Here is a 23992-nt window from a genome sequence, read left to right on the forward strand (position 1 = left end):
GCTTACGCCTCGCGCGGCGGGCCACGGAGGTAGGCGGTAGCCGGCAAAACGGCGGCCCAAACTACCGACGATACTAGCGGGGTAGAATAGCGAATTGCGGGGCGCTGCCATCAAGCAGCGCCGGGAGTACAGCCGGCTCAAAAGCCGACTTAAAAAACTGATCTGCGTCGCAGTGCTGGTGCTTGGCTGAGAGCAGGGCCTTGCCTTTCGGCCACTTCAGGGCCTGCGTGGGCTCTTCGGTGGTGTGCTGGTGAGCGTGCAAGGCTAGTACCCACGCGTCGGGCAGCAGCACCCGCACAAAGCACAGGAGCAGCACAAGAGCCAGACGAGAACGAAAAGTACGCATTTGCAACGTTGTAGCAGCAGTAAAGCAAATGTACTGGTAAAAGCGAATTACGAAAGAGTAGCGTAAAAAAATTGCGTAGTCATGATAGCATAATAATTACGCAGTGATAAGGAAATAATACAATCATAGCTTTGTATGTATCAAGATAAACAGAAATTGACATGAAAGCATTGAAAGCTCGTCTGTTGTTACGCATAGCGCGCTACCTGCGTCCTCAGATTAAACAAGAGGAAAAGTCAGACCAGGAGCAACTATTTGTGTAGTCTCCTATCTGAGATGTAGGAAGGAGAACATTCTAAAAACTGATCTTAGGTAAGCTGGTGGCACCTTATCAGGCAATAAAGCCTGGTAAGGTGCCATTACTTGTTTTGGTTGAACGTTCCCATCGGGAGAGGCTGCTCTAACTCAAGCGGCATAATCAGGGTATCTGTCGAGCAGAATATAGGGATTGACGAAATGTAATTTTATTCAGATAAGCACTTTTTACTTTTATGGTTGTTGACGTAGTAATAGTACCCGGTTTTTGCTTTTTGTTATGTTTTTTGCGTTTGGTTCGCTTTTGGTTCATCTGGAGCCAACACTACAGTTACTACGGTGGGAGTGGTGCGGGCCTACTTCAACGGGCGAGTTTCAAGCTGTATTTAAGAAGTTAGTGGCATACTCGAAGCGCCATCAGGTAACTAGCTGGCTGGCGGATGTGTCCCGCATGGCTCCGGTTGGCACCGATGAGCAGGCGTGGCTAAGTGAGGCGTGGTTGGCCGAATTTGCCACCGTAGGAATTCATTCTGTGGCCCTCATTATGCCCTTGGGCCTTCACAACCAGCTGGTAGTAGAGAACGTCCTGACGGATGGGCGGCGGTATGCGCGGGCTGAGGTGCAATTCTTCTCAGATATTCCGGCCGCCCTCGATTGGCTTGCGCCTACCGTTGCGCAGGCCCTTGACTTAGAGCGGCAGTGGGAACACGCGAAGTTGCAGCCTACTGCCGAGAGCCTGCTGTTGCTGTAAGAAGCAACTTGACCGCGAGTAACTGTTGCGCTTTACTACCTGATAATCCAACTTTGAAACGACCATAGCTGAGATGCTCTCAGATTGGGAAAGTTAAATAAAGTCAGGCAGATATACCTTATAATCTCGACTATAACAGGTTTGTCTGCTAAAATGTGCAATTGACCGGGTGTTGACTTGAGGTGGCCGAGTTGCTTAATTTGCAAGTTTTCGACCTAGTAGTATTGACTTGTTATTCGCCGCAAAACTGTTGGCGACGCGCATGGTGTTATGGGTAATTTGGACGAAAAGCTAGTGAATAACGATTGTTTCCAGATCTGGTACGAAACAGACCACGGTCTACTACAGGTGCATTGGCGGGCGCTATCCTCCACGCATCAGGCAAAAGACTGCCTGCTGGGTGTGCTGGAAAAAGTACGCGCCCAACGTATTCAGCGCCTGCTGCTCAACTTAGATGGCATGCCTGAGTTATCGGTGCTAGATTGTTACGTGCTAGAGAAGCGCGTGCAACAGCAGCTACCGGGCCTGCAGTTGCAGCAGCTGGCGCTGGTTCTCACGTCGTACATGCAGCATCAGGCCTTGCTGGAGTCCAGCGTGGTGTCTCCGCCCTTTGATATGCAGGTCTTCGACGACAGCGCTACGGCCTTGGAATGGCTGCAACAATCCAGTAACGCGGAAGGCACGCGGTGGACAGTGTCACACAACGCATACGAGGCTGCCTAGCGAATACACTCTACTCTACACTGCACATAAGGCCACGGGCTGCCAAGCTGGCAGCCCGTACGGGGCTGGAACAAGGTTTGAAACGCGCTGCCGGCACGGCTACCGCCCCACAAGGCGGGCAAGTCGTCATGGTTTTCGTTTCATTCAACTTTCCTGACCTGTTATGCAAGAGAAAGGTAGCATCTCGATTCATACCGAGAATATCTTCCCCATCATCAAGAAGTTCCTGTACTCCGACCACGAAATCTTCCTGCGCGAGCTGGTAAGCAACGCGGTAGATGCCACGCAGAAGCTGAAAAGCCTGGGGCAGCTAGGGGAGTTCAAAGGCGAGCTGGGGAGCTGAAGGTGAAAGTAAGCGTGGACAAGGAAGCCCGCACCATCACCATTTCGGACCGTGGCCTGGGGATGACGGCCGAGGAAATTAAAAAGTACATCAACCAAATTGCCTTCTCCGGGGCCACTGAGTTTGTAGAGAAGTACAAGGAGAAGGACGCGGCGGCTAAAGACCAAATCATTGGTCAGTTTGGCTTGGGCTTCTACTCGGCTTTCATGGTGGCTAAAGAGGTAGAAATCTTCTCTAAGAGCTACAAAGACGATACTGAAGGCGCCCACTGGGTATGCGATGGTAGCACCGAGTTCAGCCTTGAAACGACCGACAAGGCCGACCGGGGTACCGACGTGGTCCTGCACGTAGCTGAAGACTCCGATGAGTTTTTGGAAGCGGCGCGCTTGAAAGGGATTCTCAACAAATACTGCAAGTTCCTACCGGTTGAAATTGAGTTTGAGGGCGAGGTAATCAACCAAACGGCCCCCATCTGGACCAAGCAACCCTCGGAACTGACCGACGAGGACTACGTGAAGTTCTATCAGGAGCTGTATCCTTTCTCGGAGCCGCCCCTGTTCTGGATTCACCTCAACGTAGACTACCCCTTTAACCTGACGGGTATTTTGTACTTCCCGAAAGTGAAGGACGAGCTGCAGTTTCAGCGCAACAAGATTCAGCTGTACTCGCGCCAGGTGTTCATTACCGACGAGGTAAAGGACGTAGTGCCCGAGTTCCTGATGCTGCTGCACGGCGTTATCGACTCGCCGGATATTCCGCTGAACGTGTCGCGGAGCTTCCTGCAGGCCGACGCAAACGTGCGCAAGATCAATACCTACATCACCAAAAAGGTAGCCGACAAGCTGGCCGAGCTGTACCGCAAGGACCGCGCGGGCTTTGAGGAGAAGTGGTCCGATATTGGCCTGTTCGTGAAGTATGGTATGCTCTCGGACGAGAAGTTCTACGATAAGGCTAAAGATTTTGCCTTGGTGCAGAACATGGCCAGTAAATACTTCACGCTGCCTGAATACCAAGAGTTTATTCAGGCCAACCAGAAGGATAAGAACGACCAGACCGTTGTGCTATACACCTCCGACCCGGAGGCCCAGCACGCTTACGTGCAGTCGGCTACGGAGCGGGGCTACGACGTGCTAAAGCTAGATGCGGTACTGGACCCGCACTTCATTGGGCAGTTGGAGCAGAAGCTTGAAAAGACCACTTTCAAGCGGGTTGACGCTGATACGGTTAGCAAGCTTATTGAAAAGGACGAGGCGACAGAAAGCGTGCTGAGCGACGATGACAAGACCAAGCTGCAGGACGTGTTCAAGCAGGCCATCAGCAATGAGCACATGCACGTGCAGGTAGAAGCCCTGTCGCCCCAGGATGCGCCGGTGATTATCACACTACCTGAGTTTATGCGCCGCATGAAAGACATGCAGCGAGTAGGCGGTGGGGGAGGTATGCAGATGTTCGGCTCCCTACCCGACTCCTATACCGTAAGCGTGAATGCCAACCACCCCGTAGCCCAGCGTGTACTGCAGGCCGAAGGTGAGGCAGGCTCTACGCTGGCCCGTCAGGCGTTCGACTTGGCTTTGCTAGCCCAAGGCCTGCTGAAAGGCGAGGCGCTAACTGCCTTTGTGAAGCGCAGCGCCGATTTACTAGCCGCGGAGTAGTCTTAGAAAGTCTTTAAAGTCTATGTTGGTACAAAACCCCAGTGGCTTAGGTTGCTGGGGTTTTGTCGTTGTAAGGAATGCGCCCGTTGTTTAGGTGCACTTGCCTATGGGTTCGAGTATGCAAGGGCGTCGCAACTGGGCACCAAATCCCTATATCTTTACGTTCGATGCTGCGAATCCTGCCCTCTACTTTAATGCGTCTGTTGCGTCCGTATGCTCTATTGCTTCTACTGGTACTAGCCGTAGGAGCCTGCTCCAAAAAAACGGTATCGTTTAATAGCCGCCCGGAAGCAGCCGGGGGCTTGCCCTTGCGGACACGCTGACCAAGGCCCGTGACACGACTAATGCCCCGTCGTTGGAAGCTCAGCGCGTAACCATGACCAAGGAGCAGGAGCGGGCAGCCAAGGAGAAGGAAAAAGCAGCTCAGCGCAAGCCCCGCAAGAAAAAGAACATCTTCCTGGGAGAGCAAATCAAGAAGGGTTATGTGAAATCTGGACCCAAGGGTAAAAACCAGGCGGTTGAAATTTTCTATTACCTGCGTGCTTTCCAGCAACCCAATGTGTACGCCCCCGCTCGTTACGTATTTGACCCCAAGAAGCGCCGTATTTTTAAAGCGCCGCCCGGCGAGGTTGATGGCAGCCAGCTAAAAGTGCTGCACGGGCCCTACAAGAAAATGCAGGGCGGGAAAGTGGTTGAAACCGGTTTCTATGCCGTAGGCACCCGCCACTTACGCTGGGAGAAATTCACCCGCGACAATATTCTAGTCAGCAAAACCCATTATGAAATGGGCTTCCCGCGAGACGCCAACGTCACGTATTACGATGCGGGCCAGAAGCAGGTAAAGGAGGTTATCCCGTACGTGAACGGCAAGCTGGAAGGCGACTACGTGCGTTACAATGAAAACGGCCAACTGGAGTGGGTAGGACAGTTTGAGAATGGCAAGCGCATCGGAACTTGGAACCGCTACTGGGGTTTTCGGAACACCCGCAACCGCCTGCGGTACGAGTATGAATACGGTGAGTCTGGCTACGAGCCAGAAGTGACGGAGCCCGTACTGGTCAAAGAGTACAACCGCAACGGCGTGGCTATTTTCGAGAAGGACAAGTTCGATAACCGGGACAAGCCCGACACGTCTCGTCCGGGTGCTAAAAACTAAAGTAGTGCCGTGCGTTTGGGTCGTGAAAATGACAGCTTAATAGAAAGCATCCTGAAAGTGCTCCACGCGTAGCCCTTCGTGGGTGGGTTGCAGGGCCAAGATGTCAAAGCGAATGTCGCCGCGCCACTGTAGCTGTTCCTGTACCTGCTCGGCAGCCAGGCGCAACAACTGACGCTTGCGCTCCGTGACGAATTCTTCGGGGTGGCCATACAGAACAGAGGAACGCGTTTTAACTTCCACGAACACTAGTAGCTGAGTGCCTTGCCGCACAATTAGGTCTACCTCCGCCCGGCGGTAGCGGTAGTTGCGGTATACCAGTTCATATCCTTGCGCCAACAAGTAGCGCAGGCCAATTTCTTCACCATCATGCCCAAGTTGGTGGGAGGGTATACGCATGACAAAAGCTGGGTAAGCCAAGGAGAACAGCAGCCAGATATACTGGTTTGGGACTAAATCTAGTACCTTTGACTGTTTCTACACGGAGAAGGTGAGTTCTTCAGGCGCGGATGTAACCCGCTAATGGGGAGCTTGCCAGGCTTGAAAAGCAAGGAGAAAACAGCCAAGAAACCGTAGCTGTTGGCTACCTCCTTTCGGGCCCCTTTCCTTTCGCTTTGCCACATGACCATGTACTCCGCCTGCGCTAGTTCGGATTCTACGGGCACTCCTCCTACCCCAGTCGGTGCTGTTAATGTAGCTGCCACCGGACAAAACCGCCGGGTGGAAGTACGGCGTTTGGGAGTAGGTGAATACCAGCCGACTTGGGACCTGCAGGAGCAACTACTAGCCGATACCTTAGCGGTGAAAACTCGCAACCGCCAAGCTGCCGAAACTGGTGCCTTGCCTGAGCCAACTCCTAATTACTTACTGCTTTGCGAGCACCCCACGTGTACACGCTGGGAAAAAGCGGTAAACCCGAGCACCTGCTCCTAGATGAAGCTGGCCTAACGGCTCACGCGGCCACATTCCACCGCATCAACCGCGGCGGCGACATTACGTATCACGGTCCCGGGCAGTTAGTTGGCTACCCCATCCTCGACCTCGACAACTTCTTCCCTGACATTCACCGCTACCTGCGCGTGCTAGAAGAAGCCATCATTCTTACTCTGGCCGAGTATGGCGTACGAGCTGGTCGGATTGCTGGCCTGACGGGCGTCTGGATTGATTTTGAGGAGGGGGCTGCTAACCCGCGGAAAATATGCGCGCTGGGCGTGAAGTGCAGCCGCTGGGTGACCATGCACGGCTTTGCCCTCAATGTCAATACCAACTTGGCCTACTTCGGTCACATCGTGCCCTGTGGCATCACTGATAAGGCCGTGACTTCCTTGGAGCAAGAACTAGGACGGCCCGTACCCTAGCAGAAGTGCAGGACCGGTTGCTTCCGCACCTGAGCCAGTTGCTAGGTGCCGAGATGTACGAGAACAGTTAACCCATGAAAAAAGACATCGTTTTCGACCCCGTTGAAGGAGTGTCCATCACCGTAGTGCCCGACGACAACGCGACAGAAGCCTCAGAAAACCAGTTGGGCTGGCAGGTGTACCTGTTGAATCACAACGACTTCGCCTTGCAGAATGTCATTGTAAGCTCTAATGGCTACGGGGTTGACCCGGAAGGAGAACCAATCCGCACCTCAACCCTGCGGCACGTTATGTTGGAAGTAGAGCCGCGGTCTGCTGTGCTAATCGAGCCCATTGACCCAGCCTTATTCCACCTGAACAATCAGTACTGGGTGAGCTACTATGTTGACTCGAAGATTTTTGATAAAAAATTCATCTTCGTTCCCGACTCCATCGTTTCTGACAACTTAACGCACATTGCTTTGCTGGAGCGGCCGGGCGTACTGCATAGTTAGCCGTATCTTTGCCTCTCAATTACCTATCCCATCCTGGGATACATCTTACCGTAAGCGCCGAACCGCAATGAATGCACTCGGAATTCAGTTGGGTCTGTCCTCCCTATGGGCGTTTCTGGTGGCATTGTTCGCCGTTCCGTCCATTATATACATTGCCCACCTGAAAAACATGCTCGACACGCCCAATGTGCGGACCGTGCATGAGTCGCTTACTCCGCGTTTGGGCGGAGTAGCTGTATTCGCTGGCTTTATGTCGGCCCTTACCATTTTCGCTCCCCTCAACAACGGCGTACAGCAACTGCTAGCAGGCTGCATCGTGCTGTTTTTTGTGGGTCTGAAAGATGACCTAGTAAGTATTTCGGTTTCCAAGAAGTTTGTGGGTCAGCTCCTAGCTACCGGCATCGTCATGATAATGGCGGATGTGCGCATCACCAGCTTTCAAGGCATTTTAGGCATTCAAGAACTGCCAGTGGGCATTAGCTACGCCTTTACCTTCTTTGCCATCGTTGGAATAACCAACGCCATTAACCTGATTGATGGCTTGGATGGTTTAGCGGGCTCCATCGTCCTGATTATCGTCAGCACATTCGGCTATTACTTTTACCAGTACGGGGCGAGCAGTTTGGTAACTACGTATTCGTATCCGTCTGTGTAGTAGGAGGGATGCTGGGCTTTCTGCGCTACAACTTCCACAAAGCCACGATTTTCATGGGTGATACCGGCTCCCTGGTCTGCGGCTTTATTGTATCCATCCTGACCATTCAATTCATCGAGATGGGCCTGAAGGTAGGTCAGCCCTTTGCTTCTTCGGCACCATCCGTAGCGGCCGGCATTCTGTTCGTGCCCTTGTTTGACACCCTACGGGTATTTATTGTTCGGATGATGGCCGGCCGGTCGCCCTTTTCCCCTGATAAGAACCACGTGCATCACCGCATTCTAGCCATGGGTTTTCAGCAAATCAGCACGGTGGTGCTGCTGGGCCTGCTGAATGTGGTAGTGATTCTGTTCGTTATTAACTTTGCCTACCTGGGTAACACCTTGTTAATCTGTGCGCTAGTTGCTTTCTCCTTGGTACTGAGCGTATTCCTGGGGGTGTATCACAGCCGGGCAGAGCGGCAGCGGGTAGCCTCAAATTAGTACGCCATTTATCAGTGCGTAGCAGCAGCCTTCGTCGGTTTTGGGCCTTGCTCTGGCTAACTGGTCTGAGCCTGTTTCCGCTATTGCTTCGGGCCGCCGAATACCGGCCGTTGCCGCCGGCTCCGCGCGCGGGCCTAACCCAAGATTGGCTGATTCACGACGAAGCACGTAACCGCCTGGTCCTTTACCTATCCGACTACCATCCGCCGGCTCACGCCTACTATCAGTGGTTGTCAATTCGGCCTGCCAAGTCTTTGCTCATCAGCTTTACGGCCCGGGAAAGGCTGAGCTTATTCATTGACAACCGGCTCGTATTCACCGCCCAGACGCCAGCCACCTATACCCTGGACCTAGCCCGTTTGCTACCCCCGGGTAGCGTGCCAGGCCCTCATCTGCTGTGCGTGTGGCAGCCCGATGCCTCGCCCAACCTGGCTTCCTTTGTAAACGCCGTGCCTGCTAAGCCTACGCAGGCGGGCAAATCCGCCGCCCTTCCCCTCGACGCCCAACCCCGTCCGCGCGGGCATCAAGGCCAGAATGTATTCGTTGGCTTTCTGCTGCTGATTGGCCTGTGTTATGGTGGTTTGCGGGCTACCTACCAGCCAGGTTTCACCCGCATCTATCAGCTAGAGGGCTTATGGGGCAAAGGCTCCGCTGAGCAGGATTTTCTAATCAAGCCCACGCTAACCTGGCTGAACTTAGTGTTAGTGCTGCTCTTCGCGCTTTCCTTTGCTTTGCTGCTCGTTGCCATCCACACCAACATCCAAAGCATAGTTATTCTGCGTCGCCTATTTGATGTGGCGGAATCGGCAATTGTTGTGCGGGTATTGCTGTACACGGCCTTAGTGGCGGGGTTTGTACTTGGTAAATACCTGTTTTTGGAGTTGATGGGCTACATTTTCGATGTAGCGGATTTAGTAACTATTCAGTACCGCGAGTTTATCCGCACCATCCTGTTTATGGGCTGTTCCTGCCCGCCGTTATGCTCCTGTATTTGGGTCTCAATCAGCGCCTACCTGAGACGGTGCTGTGGGTTTCCAACGGGGTGGTTTCCTTGCTGTTGATTGGTACTGTGCTCCGGGTTGGGCGCACCTTGCATCATAAGACATCCCTACTAAATCTACATTTGTTTTCGTACCTTTGCGCCACAGAAGTGATTCCTTTGATCGTTCTGCTCAAGCTGATCGTTTTTACCTACTGACACACCTTGTACCGGCCTGCACCGGTTCTGCCCGCACCCTCTCCTTATTGCCTTAGATTTACCCTTTTTTCTACCTTATGGCCGAGAGCAAAGACAAACCGGGGACGGGCCGTCATGCCAAGCGTATCTCCAGCATTCTTGTCACCCAGCCAAAGCCCTCTAGCGACGTTTCCCCTACTTTGCCATTGCCGAGAAGTACGGCATCAAGGTAGACTTTCGGGAGTTTATTGAGGTTCAGCCGGTTTCCTACAAGGATTTCCGCAAAGAGAAAGTCAACATTCAGGAGCACACGGCCATTATTTTTACGAGCCGCAATGCCGTTGACCATTTCTTCCGCATTTGCCAGGAGGCTAAAATTGAGATGCCTGCAGAAATGAAGTACTTCTGCATCTCGGAGCAAACGGCTAATTACCTACAGAAATACATCGTGCTGCGTAAGCGTAAGCTTTTCGTGGGCCAGCGGACAGCTGCCGATCTGTTCGATGTCATCAAGAAGCATAAAGGCGAGCAGTTTCTGTACCCCTGCTCCGATATTCGGAAGGATGATATTCCGGAGTTTATGCGGGCAAACAACTTCAAGTTTACGGAAGCAGTTATCTATCGCACTGTAGCCAGCGACTTGTCGGATTTATCCGATGTGAAGTACGATTGCATTGCATTCTTCAGCCCGTCTGGCATCAGCTCGTTGTTCATCAATTTCCCTGATTTCGAGCAGGATGGAACGCGCATTGCTGCTTTTGGCCCCACTACCGCCAAAGCTGTGCTCGAAGCAGGTTTAGAATTAGATATTGAGGCTCCTCAGCCGAATGCTCCATCCATGACGGGGGCTATTGAGGCTTACATCCGTCTGCACCACGGAGCAGATGCCATGAAAGAGAAAAAGAGTAACAAGTAAAGTATCTGAGTAATAGGGTAAGAGGAGCAGCCACTACTGCTCCTCTTGCGTATACGCCGTGAAATGTTCTAGGCAGTTTTTTCGTTACATTTGAAGACGTCCTGCCTGCCGTTTTTCATCTGTTCCTGGCTTGTCGTTTATTGATATGAAGAGAAGTATACTCTGCCTTTGTGCAGTTCTGTTCATGGGTAAAGCTGTAGCTCAGCAGCAGCCTCAGTTCAGCCACTATGGGTTTAACGGCATGTACCTCAACCCTGCATACGCTGGGGTAAAAGGTTACGGTGAAATTACTGCTCTTGGCCGCTCGCAATATATCGGCTACAACGGCACCTTCGATGAGGGCGGCTCGCCTACCACTGCTTCTATTACAGCATCGTTGCCCCTACCTATCTTGGCTGGTGGCATAGGCATCGGTGTCTATCGAGATAGAATAGCACAGCTCAACACAACAAACGTGCAACTGTCTTACTCTCGGCATCTTACCATTGGCGAAGGCCGGTTAGGCTTGGGTATCCAAGGTGTATTTAATAATATCTACCAAGGTAAATTCAGAGCCAACGACGAAAACGATATCTATGTGCCGTTAGAAGGTTCGGATGGGAAGATTGATGTAGGAGCTGGTTTATGGTATGAGGCACCCAGGCTGTATGCAGGCTTAAGCGTTAATAATCTGCTACGCTCGGAGTATAAATTCAATAGCCAGGTCGCTACTAGCGGGCGTTCGGCCCGATATTTGAATGAGAATCATGCCTATCTAACAGCAGGTTACAATATTGACCTGACTTCATCCGTTGTCCTAACACCAACTGTTCTTGTGAAGATGGTATTGCCGGGCGAATTTGGGGATGAGGATAAGTTTTCCCTGCGTAATAACTCATATGAGCTTGGCGCAAGGGCTACTTTCGACGATCGGTACTGGGAGGACTAGGATACCGATCTGGGGACGCGTTTACCGCTTTGGGAGGGATTAGCTTTGCTAAGGATAATGCATTGCGGTTGGGACTAGCTTATGACATAATTGCATTTGGCCAAGATGCGAAAGCATCTAGCTCATTTGAAATAATGTTGGGATACCGGCTGCCAAAACCCGGTTTAAAAATTAAGCCGGCAATCCATACTCCACGGTACAGCTTCTAATTTTAGGGCTTTTAAATAGAAAATAGCCCTTTTACAATGGTTTGCCCATTGTATCTCCATGGGGCATTCAATAAATTGCTGGCCTTCTTCGTTAAGCTGGTTGTGAAAGTGATTCGTAGACAAACTGTTAGTGTTGGCCGATTGGCTTGTTTACGACCGGATGTTTTGCTAGATTTGCCAGCTCGGAAAATTGTAATCTTTGGGTATCGCCGCCTAGACAGTCTTTTTCTTTCTCACATGAACAAGTTTCTCTTATTGCCTCTCGTCGCGCTTTCGACGCTTATCCTGGGGGCTGTGGTTTCGGTACTGGACCGCAAGGCGACCTAGTCGGGGCGGAGGACCGTCCGGAGTTTAACCCGCAGGAAGTTCCCTTCGGTATGGTGCCTTGCCCCGGCGGCACCTTCCATATGGGCCAGACGGACCAGGATATCTCGGCTTCCATGGTGAACATGAACAAGCAGGTGACCATCGCCGGCTTCTACATGGATGAGACGGAGATTACCAATAATGAATACCGTCAGTTTATGAATGCCATCCGGCAAGACTCTATCGATGTACTCGGCGAGGAGTACGTGATGACGGAGCTTTACCCGGATACTACCGTGTGGGTGCGTGACTTCACGTATCACATGGGTGACCCGCTCATGGAGTACTATTACACCCACCCTGCCTTCGATGATTACCCGGTAGTAGGTGTAGACTGGTTTGCCGCTAAGTATTTCTGCAACTGGCGCACCAAAAATAAGAACGCCGCCAACGCCGAGGCTGGCTTGGCTCCCACGCCGAACTTTCGTTTGCCTTCTGAAGCAGAATGGGAGTACGCTGCCCGCGGTGGCCGTGACCTAGCTACTTACCCTTGGGGCGGCCCCTACCTGCGTAACTCGAAAGGCTGCATGCTGGCCAACTTCAAGCCAGGCCGCGGTGACTACGCCTCTGACGGTTATGCCTATACTTCGCCAGTTGGCGCTTTCTTCCCGAACGATTTCGGCCTGTACGATATGTCAGGCAACGTATCGGAGTGGTGTGATGACGCCTATATGGAGGCTTCCGTGCCTGTAGTATGGGATATGAACCCAACTAACCCGGACGACAACGAACCGCGCAAAGTAGTACGCGGCGGTTCTTGGAAGGACATTGCCTACTTCCTTGAGACGGGTACCCGCAACTTTGAGTATCAGGATTCCGCCCGCTCTTATATCGGTTTCCGCACGGCCATGATTCAGATTGGTATGGGTTCCAACGGAGCCTTAAACTAAGCGGTTTCCTTACCCGTTCTGCCGGCTGCGGCTTTTCTCTGACTTGCGTTTCGACTTTTCACAATCACTCCAACTACCTTTTTTCAATCTTTTACAACATGGCAGCAAAGGGCGGTAACTTTTTCTACGATGTGGTGATGCCGAAAATTTACGGCATCGGGGCTGCAGTCGTAATTATCGGGGCTCTATTTAAAATTCTTCACTTGAAGGGTGCTGACGAAATGCTCATCGTTGGTTTGGGAACAGAAGCTCTGATCTTCTTCCTAAGTGCCTTTCAGCCCAATCCCAAAGAAGTAGACTGGTCGTTGGTTTACCCAGAACTGAGCGAGGGGTATGACCCTTCCACTGGCAACCCCAGCTTCCGCACCAACGCTATTGACAATGGAGGCACGGGCTTGACCCGCAAGCTGGACGATATGCTGAAGGATGCCAACGTAACTCCCGAGGCTATTGCTTCGCTGGGCCAGGGGTTGAACCGCCTCAGCACCACTACGCAGCAGCTTTCTACCCTGGGTGATGCTACTAACGCTACCGAAGAATACACTTCGAAAGTTCGTTCCGCTGCCCAGTCGCTCGAGCGTATCAACGAGTCATACGCGCACACGGCCCAGGCTATGACGGCTATGGCCGATGCCACCAATGACGCCCGCGAGTATCACGTACAAGTTCAGAATGTAACCAAGAATCTGGGTGCTCTGAATGCTGTGTACGAAATGGAACTTCAGGACGCCAATACGCACTTGAAGTCTATGAATAAGTTCTATGGCACCCTGACCCAGGCCATGGAAAACCTGACGGAGGCCGGCAAAGAAACCGATCAGTTCAAGCAGGAAGTAACCAGCCTGACTTCGAACCTGAGCTCGCTCAACCGCGTGTACGGCAACATGTTGAACGCTATGCGCGCTACCAACTAATTTGCCAAGATTGTAATGATGGTGCCCGAGCAAACCTTGGGCGCTCTTCTTTCTACTCAGCAGTTATAGACACAGAGAGATACGATGGCGGGAGGAAAAGAAACTCCACGGCAGAAGATGATTGGCATGATGTACTTGGTACTGACTGCACTTCTCGCCCTACAAGTGAATTCAGCTATTTTGCTGAAGTTCAAATTTCTAGATGACAGCCTGATCGGGGTAAACGATAAGACTGCTAAAACCAACCAAGGTGCCGTAAAAGGTATTGAGGAAATTGTAGCTCGTAACCGTAACCAAGCCAAAGACCTTGCTATTCTAAAGCAAAGCGAAGGTGTACGGGAGCGGACGGCTAAAATGGTCGCCTACCTCCGTGACATCCGCACCAAATTGCTGGACGCCACGGAAAACAAAAGCAAGAACGAGTACAAGAATATGGAAGCTGCCGATAAGGTAGCTAACGTAATGCTCGGTGGGGCGGGTAGCCGCAATGGCTTGGGCTACAAGATGAAGGACGAGCTGAATGCTTATGCTTCTGACCTGCAGAAAATGGTGCCCGGCTTTACCGCTCCGGCCCTGGCTCTGGAGCCGAAAGATGACGAGAGCGTAACCGCTGATCAGAAGTCCAAGGACTTTGCTCAGTTGAACTTCGAGAACACACCGGTGGTAGCTGCTTTGGCAGTACTGTCACAGAAAGAAACGGAGGTATTGAAGTACGAGGCTGACGCCCTGAACAAGCTGGCGGCACAGGTTGGCGCTACTACCATCGTATTCGACAAAATAGGTGCTTTTGCTAGCGCTGAGTCGAATACGGTAGCAGCTGGTACTAAGTACAAAGCAGAACTTTTCCTGACTGCATCGGCTTCGGACTTGCGTCCTACCATGACGCTAAACGGTTCGCCCCTGCGTGTTGATCCGAATGGTCATGGCATTGTAGAATTCACGGCTCGCCCTGGTGGCTTTGATGCCTCTGGAAATGCCAAAGCTTCTTGGACTGGCACAATTCGCTTCAAGCAGAACGGCCGCGACACTACCTTTACTAAAAAGGTGGAGTACACGGTAACCAAGCCCGTAATGCAGATTCAGTCGGCATCGGTGCAGGCGCTGTACTTCAAGTGTGGTAACAAGCTAAGCGTACAGGTTCCCGCCTTAGGTGCTCAGTACGATCCTAGCTTCTCGGCTTCGGGTGCTTCTACTATCAAAGGTTCGGCTAAGGGCGAGGTAACCCTGATTCCGAACTCACGGGAAGTGACTTTGAGCGTAAGCAGCGGTGGTAACCCCATTGGCTCGCAAACCTTCCAAGTTCGTCCCATTCCTAAGCCGGACATCAAGTGCATAGTAGGTGGTCGTGAGGCTAATGAAAAGCAAGGCACTCCAATTACGGCAGTACGCAACATGCAGCTGCGCGCTATTGCTGATGCTGGCTTCGCTACCTTCCTGCCCGAGGATGCTCGTTACCGCGTTACTCGTTACGAAATCACGCTGGTACGGGGTAAGCGTCCGGCTATGCCTACCCGTCCTATCAACGGGCCTGAAGCCAACTTGAACGACGTAGTGAATACCGCTCGTGAAGGTGACCGTCTGTATATTGAAGTAAAAGAGGTACAGCGTATGAACTTCCAGGGCAACACGGAAACGGTAAACGTTTCGAAGACCTTCAATATTCCGCTGATTTAAGCGTTCTTACCTGAACCAAGTACTGCGCTTTTTTGATTATCACGGTATGAACAAATTCCTCTCCTTCGCCGCTCTGTCGGCCGGCCTGACGCTGTCGGTGGCAGCCTCGGCTCAGGAACAAGCTACCACCGCGAGCAGCAATGGCTCGTATCGCCCCATTCCGGCCTCGGACATTTTGTTCCGCAAGACCATTACGCGTGCGATTGACCTGCGCGAGAAGCAGAACAAACCTATGTTCTCGGAGGGCAAGGAAATCAGCCGTGTAATCCTGGACGCAGTGAAGCGCGGTGAGCTACAGGCGTATCGGAATGATTCTCTAACCACAACCCTCTCTGGTGCTGAGGTAACCTCAAACATGTCGTTTGTGGAAGCCAGTGCTGGTTTGAGTGATGAGGAGAAGGCCGCTGGCTTCTCTGACAGTGACCTGGGCGGAGGTGACGATTGGGGTGCTCCAGCGAAAAAAGGCAAAGGCAAATCAACAGCTAAGGCTGCTCCGGCCGCGCCACCGAGCTACGAGTATCGCCCCAAGGACATCTACCAGATGGAGATGAAAGAGGATATGATCTTCGACAAGAAACGGTCGCGGATGTATCACGATATTAAAGCCATCACGCTATTGGTTCCCTCTACGCTGAGTGCTAACACGTCTGGTATTGAGAAGCCTATTGGCACGTTCAAGTACAGCGACCTAGTACGAGTGTTCCGGGCTAACCCAGATAAGGCTATTTGGTTTAACCCCCAGAACGACGCTCAGCACAAGAACCTTGCGGATGCTTTCGAACTGTGGCTGTTCAACTCGTACATCGTGAAGGTGTCGAACCCCAATGATGCTCGCCTAGATGAAATCTATGGTGGTCAGCAGCAAGGTATCCTTGCTTCTCAGCAGGCTGCGGCCGATTTGATTGAGTACGAGTACAACCTGTGGAGTTTCTAAAATCACGGATTAACCGGATTACTTGAGGTACACAGAATTAGAATAAACAAAAAGCCCCTGCTATTTAGCAGGGGCTTTTTGTTTATATACCTGATTGTATCTACTAACTTATTCGCTTGGTTCATTGGTGGCCACAGCATCTTGCTGGCTAAAGTATTCAAGTAAGATGCGCGCCTTGGCTTTGCCTACCTCTGTTATCAGTTCATTTTCAGTTAGCTCCTTTATCTTCTTAACAGACTTAAACTTGGTCAGAAGTTTATCAGCCGTAATGGGTCCTAACCCTTTGACATCCGTTAGCTCGGTTTTGAGGGTAGCAGCGTCGCGGCGGGAGCGGTGGAACGTGATGCCGAAGCGGTGCGCTTCGTCGCGCATGCGCTGAATTAGGCGTAAGGTTTCGCTCTTTTTGTCGATGTATAGGGGCAGTGGATCATTTGGAACGTAGATTTCCTCCAGGCGCTTCGCAATGCCGATGATGGGTATCTGTCCCCAGAGGCCAAGGTCTTTTAGCGCTTTAACCCCCATGCCCAACTGGCCCTTGCCGCCATCTACAATGACGAGTTGAGGTAGGCTGGCCCCTTCATCGAGCAAGCGGCGGTAGCGACGGGTCACGATTTCGTACATGGAGTCGAAGTCGTTGGGGCCTACCACGGTCTTGATGTGGAAATGGCGGTAGTCTTTCTTGCTAGCTTTAGCATTGCGGAAACACACCATAGCGGCCACTGGGTTATCGCCCTGGAAGTTAGAGTTATCAAAGCACTCAATGTGTTTGGGCAGCTCGGTGAGGCGCAAATCCTTCTTCATAGTTTCCATAATCCGCACCTCATTGAGGTCCTTACTGCGGTCATTCATGCTCTCCTTCTCCTTGCGCAGGTAGAGTACATTTTTGATGCTGAGCTCCAGCAGCTTTCGTTTGTCGCCGATTTGCGGTTGAGTAATGCTAACTCCAGGCAGCGGCAGGTCGGGCACCGCCACGTTGGTCAGAATCTCCTTGGATTGACTTTCGAACTCCTCCCGCATCTGCATAATCATGGGAGCCAGAATTTCATGGTCGGGTTCGTCGAGCTTTTTCTGTACCTCCACCGATTGGGTGAGGATAATGCTACCATTCATCACCTTAAGGTAGTTGATGAAGGCTGACTTCTCGTTGGAAGCAATGCTGAACACGTCAATGTTGGTAAGGTTGGCATTGACGATGGTACTCTTGGCCTGAAACTCGTCCAGCTTGTCCAGCTTCTGCTTAAGTTGATGAGCCAACTCGTATTGCTGCTCCTGGGCCGCCTGCATCATCTTCTCGCGGAAGTACTGCTTGGGCAAACGCAGGTCGCCATTGAGAATCTGCTGAATCTGCTGGATGTGCTGAGTGTAAGTTTCCTCATCCTGAAGACCCTCGCAGGGGCCTTTGCAGTTGCCCAAGTGATACTCCAGGCACACCTTAAACTTGCCAGCTTCCACGTTCTGAGACGAGAGGTTATAAGTGCAGGTGCGAAGCGGATACAGTGCCCGGATAAGTTCTAGCAGCAGGTTCATGCCGGTTACATTGGCGTAAGGGCCGTAGTACCGGCCGTCACCGGGGCGCTTGTTGCGGGTTGGAATTAGGCGTGGGAAACGCTCATTGGTCAGCAGTAAATAGGGATAGGTTTTCCCATCCTTCAGCAGGATGTTGTACTTAGGCTGGTGCTGCTTAATCAGGTTGTTTTCCAACAAGAAAGCATCCGATTCCGAGTCAACAATGGTGAATTCGATCCGACGGATGTTCTTTACCAGCTGCTGGGTCTTCTTATTATGGTCCTGTTTGGTGAAGTAACTACTGACGCGTTTGCGGAGGTCGACTGCCTTGCCCACGTAAATAATTGTATCCTCGTCGCCGAAGTATTTATAGACACCGGGCCGGTGGGGAAGCTGACGGATTTGTTCCTGTAACTGGGCGTTAGCAGCCATAAGGGGCAGAAAAAACGCTAAAAGAGCGAGGGTGGTAGGAAGTTAGGTACGCAAAGCGTGGCGGCCAAGGTTCAGCCCACGAGTGTAAGAGGCACTGGTTCTAACAAAAAACGTGGCCGGGAAGTCCCGGCCACGCTCTGGAAAATATGCTGGGCTCAACGAGGTGGTTAAATATCTTCCTCGTTGAGGTCGTCCAGCTCTACTTGATTTAGCTTCTGCTCATACGGAATTGTGTCTCGGGCGCCGGCTCCGTTATAGTAGCGGGAGCAGTCAATTTCGATACTCAGGGGCTGAGTCGGCTTCGGGAAAGGACCGGTGTTAATGCCAATGCTTTTATCGGCGTACACTTTGCGCATAAACAATCCATAAATGGGCAGCGCCAAGCGGGAGCCCTGCCCGTAGGCCCCGGTGCGGAAGTGGATACTACGGTCCTCTCCACCTACCCAGGTACCGCACACCAGGTCGGGTGTGAGGCCCATAAACCAGGCATCGGAGTAGTTGGAGGTGGTGCCCGTCTTGGCACCTATTTCGTAGGGGAATTTGAAGCCGCCCTTCAGAATGATGCTAGTACCGCCCTGCTCTTCCGTGGCCCCGCGTAGCATGTGCGTCATCAGGTAGGCGGTTTCTTCGCTTAAGGCTTCCCGGGTTTGGCTGGTGAATTCGCGCAGTACGTTACCGTTCTTGTCCTCAATGCGCGTAACCATCATGGGAGCCGTCCAGATGCCCTTGTTAACAAAAGTGCTGTAAGCGCCTGATAACTCATAAATGCTGACATCGGAGGAGCCAAAGCCTACGGCCGGTACCGCTTCAATGGGGAGGTAATGCCCAACCGCTTGGCGTAGCTAACTACGGTTTCGGGGCCTAGCTTCTGCACCAGCCAGGCCGTAATAGAGTTCATGGACCGGGCCAGGGCTTGGCGCAACGTGAAAACGCGCCCCGAATAACCGCCTTCAAAGTTCTTGGGCGTGTAGGCAGCCCGGCCACGTTCCGCCGGAAAGGTAGTTGCTACGTCGGGGCGTTGGTAGCAAGGGGAGTAGCCTTGGTCGATGGCGGCTACGTACACAAAGGGCTTGAACGTGGAGCCCGGCTGGCGTTTGCCTTGCTTGACGTGGTCGTACTTGATGTACTTGAAGTTGATGCCGCCCACCCAGGCTCGTACTTGGCCGTTCAGTGGGTTCATGGCCATGAACCCAGAATGCAGAAGCCGCTTGTAGTAGGCCAGCGAATCCATCGGCGACATGAGCACCTCCTTTTCCCCACCGTTCCAGGTAAATACCTTCATCCGGTACTTCTTATTAAGGTGGTACTTGATGGAGTCTCGGTTGCCCTCGAAGCGGTTAGTAAGCGACTTGTAGCGTTCCGTCCGCTGAATAGAGGTAGAAAGGAAGTTCGGGATAATGCGCCCGTTCTCGTCGCGCCAGGGCTGCTGGCCTTTCCAATGGGCGTCAAACCATTTCTGCTGCAGCTTCATATGCTCGGCCACCGCCGATTCAGCGTACTTCTGCATCCGCGAATCAATGGTCGTGTAAATCTTCAGGCCGTCGGAGTACAGGTCATGGTCGGTTTCCTTGGCCCACTGCCGCAGCATTTTGCTCACCTCTACCCGGAAATAAGGCGCAATACCTTCGTTCTGGTTTTCAACGTTGTAACGCAGAACAATGGGTTTCAGCGTGTCAGCCTGCAGGGTTTGGGCGTCCGCGTAGCCGTACTTCTGCATCTGGCGGAGCACCCAGTTGCGCCGCGCTTTGGAGCGGGCGGGGTTGTACTTGGGGCTGAAACGGGAAGGAGCATTGAGCACGCCTACCAGGGTAGCAGCCTCCGAGCGGGTGAGCTGCTTAGGCGTTTTGCTGAAGAAGGTTTTAGCGGCCGTATTAATACCAAAGGCATTAGAGCCATAGTCATTGGTATTCAGGTACATGCGCAGGATTTCCCGCTTAGTGTAACTGCGTTCCAACCGAACGGCCAAAATCCATTCCTTGGTCTTGGTGATAAGCATCCGGACGCCGGGAACGTCGTTGAGCTTGCCGTCATTTAGGTCCTCCCGGGTCCGGAACAGCACTTTGGCCAGCTGCTGGGTTAGGGTAGAACCCCCGCCGCCGCTGCCGCCCGTGAGTAGGCCCGCTACTACCCGGCCGGTAGCTTTAGGGTCGATACCGGAATGCTCCTCGAAGCGGGCGTCCTCAGTGGCAATTAAGGCGTCTACCAGGTGCTGGGGAAGGTCCTCATACTCCGCCGGCGTGCGGTTTTCCCGGAAGTACTTGCCCATCAGCACTCCGTCGGCGGAGTAGATTTCCGAGGCCAGCTCACTACGCGGGTTTTCCAGCGTTTTCAGATTGGGCATTCGCCCAAACAGGTTCAGAAAGTTTACGCTAACGGCCAGTACGTACAGCACAGTGCCTAAAACACCCGCGCCGAAAATAATCCATAGCAGGCGGGCCCACCCGGTATAGCGCCCGGCTGGTTGGTTTTACGAAAGGAGGACTTGGTTTTCGTGGCAGATTGAGCCATTGCAAAAAAAGGTGCTACGTGCCAGGGGCCAAGAAAATCCGGTTATAGGAGGCTATAAGACAGCCTTTGAACCGGGGCCACTGGCAATTATTTAGAGTAGTTCTGCTGGTAGAAGCGCTGGTATTCCTCAGGGTTCTGGCTTTGCAGCAGGAGCGGCAAGTTATCAATACTAATCAGGAGGGTTTGGTAACCCGTTCCCCGCAGCTTACTCAGCGGCGACTGAGGGCCGCGCAGTTTCAAGGCGTAGCTCTGCGCCACTTTCACGCCGGGCAATGATTCGATAAGCACTACCTCCTGCCCAGCTCCCAACGGTTGCTGCCGCACCAGCAGATTATTGGCCTTGAAGTACCGGTTGTTGTAAGCACTGAGTTGTTCGGATAAGCCTTGCAGTGCCGGGGCATCCTTGGCTAGCACCAGCACGACTACGTGCGCTGCTGCCGGGGTGGCCTTATAGGGCGTACCTACCGGAGCCGTAGGAGCGGGAGTGCTCGTAACAGGAGGCGTTACCGTAGTAGCAGCGGTGCTGGGTAGGGTAGGCGCAGAAACAGAAGTGTTTCCGGCCACAGGGCCAGGTGGGGTAGTTACAGAAGTAGTTGCGGGGGAGCTGTTTTTGAGGCAGCGGGAGCTTTCTTGCCGCGGGCACGAGCCTGAGCGGCGGCCATTCGGGCTGCTTTGGCCTCATCTACTACCGGTGGGGGAGTGGAGGAGGCAGGCTGGGGTGAAACCTCCGACGGGGGAGTAGTGGCAGGGGAGGCAGGTGTAACGGCGGCTGGCTGCTCTGGCTGAGAGGTGGTAATTGGCGCAGAAGGAGCTGGCGAAGCTGCGGGGGCAGGTAAAGAGGTAGTAGGGTTCGGGGTAACTGGCGCGGCCGGCGACTCATTTTCCCCATAGTAAATCCGCATGCGGTTTTCTACCTCACCCGGCTTGAACACAGATACTACCGGCTTGTCAGTAGAGGCCAGAGCGCCGGTTATCTGCCCCTCGGCCTGCTGCTTGTATGTATTAAGCAGAGTAGCAGCTTGCGGAGCCAACGGACTTTCGGGGTAATCCTTGTAAAACTTCTCTACGGCTGCTTTAGCTGTAAGCGGCGGTTGAGTCCGGATAGTCAGCAGGGTATTGAGGAAGGCAATTCGGTCATTCAGGTCATTTTCGGGGTACTGCTTACGCGCCCGGACCAGCACAGCGCCGGCCTTCTTGAAATCCTGGTTTTTGTAGAAGCTGAAAGCCGAATCAACGAGAACAGCTACCTGAGCATTAGCTACGGAAGTGCGCCGCAGGTATTCTGGGTCGGCTACTAAGCGGGCATAAGAAGAGTTGGGATAAGCTTGGCGTAGACGCTCCGCATACCCTTCGGCCTTGCCCGAATTGTTTTGCTGCTTATAAATCAGGTACAGAATGTAAAGCGTTTCGGGCGTATGCGGGCCCTGCGGATAGCGAGTCAGCAGCGTTTCATAGGTTTCGGCGGCGCGCACTGGCTCCCGAAGCTGCTGGTTATAAATGCTACCCAAGGCGTACAAGGCTTCCTCCGTCAGAGCATCTGACTGTTTGCGCTGGGGCTCCGTTAGAGGAATGTTCTGGCGGTAGCGGTCCACTAGGGTCCGCAACTGCACGGCTGGGTCGGCCTCCGGGGTAGCCGCTGTGCCCAGCCCACCGGCACCGTTTACGGTAGTGCTGGCGTTGCCGGCTATGCTGACCGGTACATTGCCGCCCCGGTTCGTGACCGGCGAGCTGCTCGCCTGACTAACCGTGCGCCAGTTATCCTGCAGCGGCCGGTCGCCCCAGCGCCGGATAAAATCGTTGCGCGCCGTACCTAAAGCAGTGGGGTTATCGAAGTACCACTTAACGCCCGTATTAGCCGCCAGAAAGTCGTCGGTGTTCACTTCCGGCTGCAAGTCCCGGCCCGCGCTAATACCTCCCAGGGCCTGCCCAGAACGCTGCTCCTGCCGGGCCTGCTGGGCCGCTAGCTGCTCCGCAGCCTTGCGTTGAGCATCTACTTCTGCCTGAGCATAAGCTGTTAGGCGGGTACGCAGGGTAGCAGAATCCAGCCGAGCCAAGGCTTGCAGGCTGTCCTGCGTTTCTACAATGGTGAGCTGCTGGGCAAAGTCTTTCAGAATGGCTGCCCGCTCAGAAATGGCCGCGTATTCTGGCGCCTCGCGGGCAGAGCCTGCACGGTGCTGTCGTAGTAGGCGGCAGCCAGTCGGTATTTCTGTAGGTTTTCGTAGTAAATCCGGCCGCTGAGCAAGTACACATACGACTTTTGCACTCGGTTTGTGGAAGGCGTGCGGGCTGCTTTTTGCAAAAGGGCCAGCGCCTCGGGGTAGCGCTGCTGACGGTATTCCAGCCGCCCCATTTCGTAGTAAATCTTGTCGCGGTACTCCTTGTTCTTTGTGTCCTTGAGCAGCTTAGCGAAGTACTTGTCCAGCCGGGCCCGGTCAGTCTGGTTCAGGTCCGACACCTGGCCAAGCATGAGCTTGCTAAAAAAGTCCAGCTCGTAGGGCGGGTTCTTCTTCAGAATCTGGTTGAGCTGCGCGTACGCCTTTTTATCCTCACCCTGGGCCTGGTACAGCTGGGCCAGAATGTAGCGGGTGCGCGACTGTTCATTCTTGGGCTCGATATAGGGAATAGCTTTTTCCAGGTTCTCAATGGCTCGGGCCTGCTCGCCCGTGAGCAGGAAAAACTCGGCCCGCGTCAGGAACAGCTCCCGTGCATTACGCTCTGTGCCTTGTTCTTTGTCCAGCAAATCCGATACGGCCGCTGCATTTTCCAGCTCCTTCGTGGCCAGGAACGTGCGCATCAGCCAAATCAGGGCCTCGTGGCGGGCGTTGTTATCCTTGCTGGTGGTATTGATGTACCTGAACGTCTTAGCCGCGTCCTCATACTCGCGCTTGTAGTAGCGAGCCTTACCCACTAACAGGTAGCTGTCATCAGTCCAGTCGGAGCCCGGGCGGTGCTGGATGGGTAGGGAGGCCTTCTTGATGATGTCATCTAGGTCGGCCGTGACCGTAGTTACCGTGGCATCGTTCAGGGTAGGGAAAAGCGGCAGAACGCGGTTGTAGTCGTTAACGCGGGCCTTATATAAGGTTGCCTCCGTAGCCAGCATTTTCTCTCGGGCCAGAAAATACGCGTTGTCGCGCGCCACCACATTATCGTACGCGTGCCCAATCAAGGACGGACGCTCGGAAGCACATCCAGCCAAGCCCGCCGCCAGCAGGAGGAAGGCAGCAGTGGGAGCGGAAAGCAGGCGTAGAAGCGAAAAAGTTGTCGTCGTCAAAGCAGCAAAGAGCTCAGGGCGAAAGGTGCAAACAGAAAACACAGCGGCCCCGCCG

20 protein-coding genes and 4 pseudogenes are annotated in these 23992 nt (G+C 53.2%); 16 read left to right on the forward strand and 8 right to left on the reverse strand.

Going from position 1 to position 23992, the window contains the following annotated elements:
• Positions 1 to 73: 73 nt before the first annotated feature.
• Positions 74 to 346 (reverse strand): hypothetical protein, encoded by a 273-nt coding sequence (locus tag MUN84_RS13485; protein ID WP_244694548.1) that lies wholly within the window; start codon positions 344 to 346, stop codon positions 74 to 76.
• A 652-nt stretch (positions 347 to 998) separates the two neighbouring features.
• On the opposite strand from MUN84_RS13485, the gene MUN84_RS13490 reads away from it, so the two are divergent.
• From MUN84_RS13490 to MUN84_RS13505, 4 genes and pseudogenes are all read left to right on the forward strand, one after another.
• Positions 999 to 1352, forward strand: coding sequence for a hypothetical protein (locus MUN84_RS13490; protein ID WP_244694549.1), 354 nt, complete (start codon positions 999 to 1001; stop codon positions 1350 to 1352).
• Positions 1353 to 1622: 270 nt separating this feature from the next.
• The gene (locus MUN84_RS13495; RefSeq protein ID WP_244694550.1) at positions 1623 to 2075 is read left to right on the forward strand and encodes a hypothetical protein; all 453 of its coding nucleotides are present in this window, start codon (positions 1623 to 1625) and stop codon (positions 2073 to 2075) included.
• 163 nt (positions 2076 to 2238) lie between these two features.
• Positions 2239 to 4070 (forward strand): annotated as a pseudogene (gene htpG / locus MUN84_RS13500) (molecular chaperone HtpG).
• A gap of 355 nt (positions 4071 to 4425) precedes the next feature.
• Complete coding sequence (locus MUN84_RS13505; protein WP_244694551.1) at positions 4426 to 5226, forward strand: toxin-antitoxin system YwqK family antitoxin; 801 nt, start codon at positions 4426 to 4428, stop codon at positions 5224 to 5226.
• Positions 5227 to 5262: 36 nt separating this feature from the next.
• On the opposite strand, the gene MUN84_RS13510 is transcribed toward MUN84_RS13505, so the two are convergent.
• The gene (locus MUN84_RS13510) at positions 5263 to 5622 is read right to left on the reverse strand and encodes a YraN family protein (protein WP_244694552.1); all 360 of its coding nucleotides are present in this window, start codon (positions 5620 to 5622) and stop codon (positions 5263 to 5265) included.
• 222 nt (positions 5623 to 5844) lie between these two features.
• Here MUN84_RS13510 and lipB point away from each other — a divergent pair.
• The 12 genes and pseudogenes from lipB to gldN all read left to right on the forward strand — a co-directional run bounded on the left by lipB (position 5845) and on the right by gldN (position 16220).
• A pseudogene (gene lipB / locus MUN84_RS13515) lies at positions 5845 to 6652 on the forward strand (lipoyl(octanoyl) transferase LipB).
• A 3-nt stretch (positions 6653 to 6655) separates the two neighbouring features.
• Complete coding sequence (locus MUN84_RS13520) at positions 6656 to 7075, forward strand: hypothetical protein (RefSeq protein ID WP_244694553.1); 420 nt, start codon at positions 6656 to 6658, stop codon at positions 7073 to 7075.
• 67 nt (positions 7076 to 7142) lie between these two features.
• Positions 7143 to 7730, forward strand: a complete 588-nt coding sequence (locus MUN84_RS23050; protein ID WP_262920525.1) for a glycosyltransferase family 4 protein — start codon at positions 7143 to 7145, stop codon at positions 7728 to 7730.
• 8 nt (positions 7731 to 7738) lie between these two features.
• Positions 7739 to 8212, forward strand: a complete 474-nt coding sequence (locus MUN84_RS23055) for an MraY family glycosyltransferase (RefSeq protein WP_262920526.1) — start codon at positions 7739 to 7741, stop codon at positions 8210 to 8212.
• 47 nt (positions 8213 to 8259) lie between these two features.
• Positions 8260 to 9273, forward strand: a complete 1014-nt coding sequence (locus MUN84_RS13530) for a hypothetical protein (RefSeq protein WP_244694554.1) — start codon at positions 8260 to 8262, stop codon at positions 9271 to 9273.
• Positions 9192 to 9410 carry a DUF4271 domain-containing protein gene (locus MUN84_RS24615; RefSeq protein ID WP_410780050.1) on the forward strand — a complete coding sequence of 73 codons (219 nt, stop codon included), beginning with the start codon at positions 9192 to 9194 and terminating at the stop codon, positions 9408 to 9410. Before MUN84_RS13530 ends, MUN84_RS24615 begins: the two co-directional genes overlap by 82 nt.
• Before the next feature lie 77 nt (positions 9411 to 9487).
• Positions 9488 to 10305: pseudogene (locus tag MUN84_RS13535) on the forward strand (uroporphyrinogen-III synthase).
• Between the two features lie 184 nt (positions 10306 to 10489).
• A pseudogene (locus MUN84_RS13540) lies at positions 10490 to 11442 on the forward strand (PorP/SprF family type IX secretion system membrane protein).
• Between the two features lie 407 nt (positions 11443 to 11849).
• Positions 11850 to 12698 (forward strand): SUMF1/EgtB/PvdO family nonheme iron enzyme, encoded by an 849-nt coding sequence (locus MUN84_RS13545; protein ID WP_410780051.1) that lies wholly within the window; start codon positions 11850 to 11852, stop codon positions 12696 to 12698.
• A gap of 98 nt (positions 12699 to 12796) precedes the next feature.
• On the forward strand, positions 12797 to 13612 hold the full coding sequence (gldL, locus tag MUN84_RS13550) for a gliding motility protein GldL (protein ID WP_244694556.1): 816 nt from the start codon (positions 12797 to 12799) through the stop codon (positions 13610 to 13612).
• 84 nt (positions 13613 to 13696) lie between these two features.
• Positions 13697 to 15286, forward strand: coding sequence for a gliding motility protein GldM (gene gldM, locus MUN84_RS13555; protein WP_262920527.1), 1590 nt, complete (start codon positions 13697 to 13699; stop codon positions 15284 to 15286).
• A gap of 46 nt (positions 15287 to 15332) precedes the next feature.
• Entirely contained in the window at positions 15333 to 16220 is an 888-nt protein-coding gene (gene gldN / locus MUN84_RS13560; protein WP_244694557.1) for a gliding motility protein GldN, read from the forward strand.
• A 108-nt stretch (positions 16221 to 16328) separates the two neighbouring features.
• Here the strand turns inward: gldN and uvrC are convergent, their stop codons facing one another.
• From uvrC to MUN84_RS13585, 6 genes are all read right to left on the reverse strand, one after another.
• Positions 16329 to 18158 (reverse strand): excinuclease ABC subunit UvrC, encoded by a 1830-nt coding sequence (gene uvrC / locus MUN84_RS13565; protein ID WP_244694558.1) that lies wholly within the window; start codon positions 18156 to 18158, stop codon positions 16329 to 16331.
• Positions 18159 to 18325: 167 nt separating this feature from the next.
• Complete coding sequence (locus tag MUN84_RS23880) at positions 18326 to 18970, reverse strand: penicillin-binding transpeptidase domain-containing protein (protein WP_317239219.1); 645 nt, start codon at positions 18968 to 18970, stop codon at positions 18326 to 18328.
• Positions 18949 to 20550: a transglycosylase domain-containing protein gene (locus MUN84_RS13570; protein WP_317238938.1), complete on the reverse strand. Its 1602-nt coding sequence runs from the start codon at positions 20548 to 20550 to the stop codon at positions 18949 to 18951. The genes MUN84_RS23880 and MUN84_RS13570 overlap by 22 nt, the downstream gene beginning before the upstream one ends.
• 203 nt (positions 20551 to 20753) lie before the next feature.
• A complete protein-coding gene (locus MUN84_RS13575; protein ID WP_244694559.1) occupies positions 20754 to 21230 on the reverse strand; it encodes a hypothetical protein in 477 nt (158 codons plus the stop codon).
• A gap of 17 nt (positions 21231 to 21247) precedes the next feature.
• Positions 21248 to 22720, reverse strand: a complete 1473-nt coding sequence (locus tag MUN84_RS13580; protein WP_244694560.1) for a tetratricopeptide repeat protein — start codon at positions 22718 to 22720, stop codon at positions 21248 to 21250.
• 53 nt (positions 22721 to 22773) lie between these two features.
• Positions 22774 to 23937, reverse strand: a complete 1164-nt coding sequence (locus MUN84_RS13585) for a tetratricopeptide repeat protein (RefSeq protein WP_244694561.1) — start codon at positions 23935 to 23937, stop codon at positions 22774 to 22776.
• Between the last annotated feature and the right edge of the window lie 55 nt (positions 23938 to 23992).

The sequence above is a fragment of the Hymenobacter sp. 5516J-16 genome, from assembly GCF_022919335.1.
Taxonomy (GTDB): Bacteria; Bacteroidota; Bacteroidia; order Cytophagales; family Hymenobacteraceae; genus Hymenobacter; species Hymenobacter sublimis.

Bases quoted from the DNA above. Each gene is read 5' to 3' on its own strand.
- MUN84_RS13485 (WP_244694548.1), bottom strand. From the start codon at position 346: ATGCGTACTTTTCGTTCTCGTCTGGCTCTTGTGCTGCTCCTGTGCTTT.
- MUN84_RS13495 (WP_244694550.1), top strand. From the start codon at position 1,623: ATGGGTAATTTGGACGAAAAGCTAGTGAATAACGATTGTTTCCAGATC.
- MUN84_RS13510 (WP_244694552.1), bottom strand. From the start codon at position 5,622: ATGCGTATACCCTCCCACCAACTTGGGCATGATGGTGAAGAAATTGGC.
- MUN84_RS13520 (WP_244694553.1), top strand. From the start codon at position 6,656: ATGAAAAAAGACATCGTTTTCGACCCCGTTGAAGGAGTGTCCATCACC.
- MUN84_RS23050 (WP_262920525.1), top strand. From the start codon at position 7,143: ATGAATGCACTCGGAATTCAGTTGGGTCTGTCCTCCCTATGGGCGTTT.
- MUN84_RS23055 (WP_262920526.1), top strand. From the start codon at position 7,739: ATGCTGGGCTTTCTGCGCTACAACTTCCACAAAGCCACGATTTTCATG.
- MUN84_RS24615 (WP_410780050.1), top strand. From the start codon at position 9,192: ATGCTCCTGTATTTGGGTCTCAATCAGCGCCTACCTGAGACGGTGCTG.
- MUN84_RS13545 (WP_410780051.1), top strand. From the start codon at position 11,850: ATGGGCCAGACGGACCAGGATATCTCGGCTTCCATGGTGAACATGAAC.
- gldL (WP_244694556.1), top strand. From the start codon at position 12,797: ATGGCAGCAAAGGGCGGTAACTTTTTCTACGATGTGGTGATGCCGAAA.
- gldM (WP_262920527.1), top strand. From the start codon at position 13,697: ATGGCGGGAGGAAAAGAAACTCCACGGCAGAAGATGATTGGCATGATG.
- gldN (WP_244694557.1), top strand. From the start codon at position 15,333: ATGAACAAATTCCTCTCCTTCGCCGCTCTGTCGGCCGGCCTGACGCTG.
- uvrC (WP_244694558.1), bottom strand. From the start codon at position 18,158: ATGGCTGCTAACGCCCAGTTACAGGAACAAATCCGTCAGCTTCCCCAC.